This is a genomic window from Synechococcus sp. H55.11, assembly GCF_047462475.1.
Classification (GTDB): domain Bacteria; phylum Cyanobacteriota; class Cyanobacteriia; order Thermostichales; family Thermostichaceae; genus Thermostichus.
In genome coordinates this window covers 1-2,202 of record NZ_JANSJI010000048.1, presented here as the reverse complement: position 1 = coordinate 2,202, position 2,202 = coordinate 1, and the positions used below count along the sequence as shown (strand labels likewise).

General features: G+C 56.6%; 3 protein-coding genes and 1 pseudogene. 1 reads left to right on the top strand and 3 read right to left on the bottom strand.

Features of this window, described 5'->3' with window-relative positions:
• The first annotated feature begins 62 nt into the window (after positions 1 to 62).
• Positions 63 to 563, top strand: coding sequence for a low molecular weight protein-tyrosine-phosphatase (locus NW853_RS01945; RefSeq protein ID WP_414334862.1), 501 nt, complete (start codon positions 63 to 65; stop codon positions 561 to 563).
• A gap of 22 nt (positions 564 to 585) precedes the next feature.
• Here the strand turns inward: NW853_RS01945 and nuoK are convergent, their stop codons facing one another.
• The 3 genes and pseudogenes from nuoK to NW853_RS01930 form a co-directional block, all read right to left on the bottom strand.
• Complete coding sequence (gene nuoK / locus NW853_RS01940) at positions 586 to 891, bottom strand: NADH-quinone oxidoreductase subunit NuoK (RefSeq protein WP_414334879.1); 306 nt, start codon at positions 889 to 891, stop codon at positions 586 to 588.
• A 79-nt stretch (positions 892 to 970) separates the two neighbouring features.
• Entirely contained in the window at positions 971 to 1,579 is a 609-nt protein-coding gene (locus NW853_RS01935) for an NADH-quinone oxidoreductase subunit J (protein ID WP_414347432.1), read from the bottom strand.
• A 119-nt stretch (positions 1,580 to 1,698) separates the two neighbouring features.
• Positions 1,699 to 2,202: pseudogene (locus NW853_RS01930) on the bottom strand (TPM domain-containing protein); the annotation flags it as partial.

Sequence of the window (2,202 nt, the reverse complement as noted above, 5' to 3'; positions counted from 1 at the left end):
GAACCACCAGATGGACATTGTTGTAGGGTTAAGAAGAGCTTTTTACTGCCGTTGAGATTGCCATGAGCCAAAAGCTGCTGTTTGTGTGTCTGGGCAACATCTGCCGTTCTCCTGCTGCCGAAGGGATCACCAACTACTTGCTGCAGAGCAGCGGCCACGAAGAAGCCATTATCTGCGATTCGGCAGGTACAGCCGCCTATCACATCGGCAGTCCCCCAGATCGCCGCATGCAACAAGTTGCCCAGCGCTACGGACTGGAGCTGCACGGCCAAGCCCGGCAAATTCATCCTTTGGATCTGCGGGAGTTCGACCTGATCCTGGCTATGGATCGGCAAAATTATCGCGATATCCTCAGCCTCGATCCCCAGAGAAGATATGCCGACAAGGTGCGCTTAATCTGTAGCTACTGTCGTTCCCACACCGATGAAGAAGTTCCGGATCCCTACTACGGGGGCGAGGCTGGGTTTCACTACGTGATCGAGCTGCTCTGGGATGCCTGCAGCGGCCTGCTGGAATCCTTGATCCCCGGGATCCAATGCCCGCCGCTGCCCAGCCGCACCTGAACGTAATCGATCAAGAAAACAACTACCACCTGAGCAGATTAAAGCTCTCCATGTCGATGGTGGCCCGGTTGCGGTAGATCCCCAACACAATGGCCAAGCCCACTGCCGCCTCGGCAGCCGCCACGGTGATGACGAACACCGAAAACACCTGGCCGCGAATCAAGCTGGAGTCAACAAAGTTGGAGAAGGCCATAAAGTTGAGGTTCACCGCGTTGAGCATCAGCTCAATCGACATCAACACCCGAATGGCGTTGCGACTGACGATCAAGCCGTAGATGCCGATGCAGAAGAGAACTGCCGCGACCACCAAGAAAAACTGCAGTTGCAACATCCCAAGAGGCTCCAGTGGATACAGATGAGAGGGGTGTGAGGAAGACCTTGAGCTGTATGACCGAGAGCAGACAGCCTTAACGGGTGCTCACCAGCTCTGCTGGGCGTTCCGACTCCGATTCCAGCCGGGGCCGGGCCCGCTCCAGCAAGCTGAGATCCCCTTCTTGGGCTTGGGGAACGACAAACTCTCGACGCGCCAGCACAATGGCCCCGATCAACGCCATCAGCAGCAAAACAGAAGCCAGCTCAAACGGCAACAGATAATCGCTAAAGAAATGCCCGCCAATCACCAGAGCACTGCTCGTGGGCTGGATTGGCTCCAACTGCCAGGGGGTATTCAGGGCCATTGCCGTCAGGAGGGCAAACAGCCCCAAACACACCGCCGCCGTCACCCCATTGCGCAGCCAGCCCAGTTTCAGAGGAGCAAAGGTGTAGCGCCGGTTCACCAACATGATGGCGAACAGGATCAACACATTGACCGCGCCGACGTAGATCAACACTTGGGCGGCAGCCACAAAATCGGCATTCAAGAGAAGGTACAGCCCGGCCATGCTCAGGAAAACGCCCCCCAATAGAAAGCCGGAATAGACGATGTTAGGGGCCCAAACCACTCCCATGGCAAAGCCGATGGCCATCGCCGAGAGCACCCCAAAGGTAACCAGTTGCACGCCTTCTGCAAGGGTCATGGGATCTTCGTCCTTAACAAATCGCTATCGCTGCTCCCTTACCACTCTACTGTCCCGGCGGATTTAAGAGAAGCCCAACTCCCTTGTTCAATCGATAGAGAAATCTCTAGAGTTGGGTCTCACCAACTGCCGCCTGCTCCGTCGCCGTGGCTGCTGCCGCCCCCGAAGTTTCTATCTCGGTCTCTGGTGTCATAATCGCTGTCATCAGGCTCTTGGACTTCAACTTCTCGCTCCGTTCGGTATTGGCAGAGAGGGCAAGTCAAGGTTTCTCGTCTGAAGGTGTAGGGATAGATGTTTCTCCTAATAATCTCGGTTTGGAGATCAAGGGTAAGGGCTTGACACTGAGGGCAATAAAGGTGGCGATAAGATTTATTTTCGCGCACGACCACGGCCATCCCCTGACAGGCGGGGCAAAACCAGCCGTAGTAGCGGGCTCTGCGCCGGCTTTTGGCCAGGCGATGCGCTGGGGGAAGTTGCCCATCGAGAATTTGGGGCTGGATGGGGCGCATGGGCCGACCGCAGCTTTGACACACCACCGGCTGAAACGGGATCCCACGCTTCGAGCCCAAGATGCCGTCGGTGGTCACAACTGCCAGGAAGGGCAGCACCAGTACCAGCCAGTT